Source organism: Maritimimonas sp. 2210JD6-3, assembly GCF_056591795.1.
In genome coordinates, this window is sequence record NZ_JBWQOJ010000114.1 from 1 (window position 1) to 332 (window position 332).

The window sequence follows — 332 nt, forward strand, 5'->3', positions numbered from 1 at the left end:
TCTATAATAACATTCTGGGTCTGCGTCGTGGTATTGCCATTGCCATCATCATACGTCCACGTAACCACCGTAGTGCCTTGTGCCGTAATAGGGAAGCTCGTCGTAGTAGTACCCGTAATACTCGCACCACCACAACCATCACTCGCCGTAGGGGCAGTAATACTTACTACCTCACACTGAGCCGTGACATCAGGTAAATTCGCTACATCGGGAGCAGGAGCGCCTGTATCGGTAACTTCTACATTCTGAGTCTGCGTCGTAACATTACCATTGCCATCATCATACGTCCAGCTAACTACATACGTACCTACGACACTATAGCTCGTTGGATC

1 protein-coding gene is annotated in these 332 nt (G+C 48.8%); it reads right to left on the bottom strand.

Features of this window, described 5'->3' with window-relative positions; translation table 11 throughout:
- Window positions 1–332, bottom strand: a 332-nt coding sequence (locus tag AC1EUY_RS16190; RefSeq protein WP_480196590.1) for an HYR-like domain-containing protein, incomplete at both ends; no start/stop codon positions are given.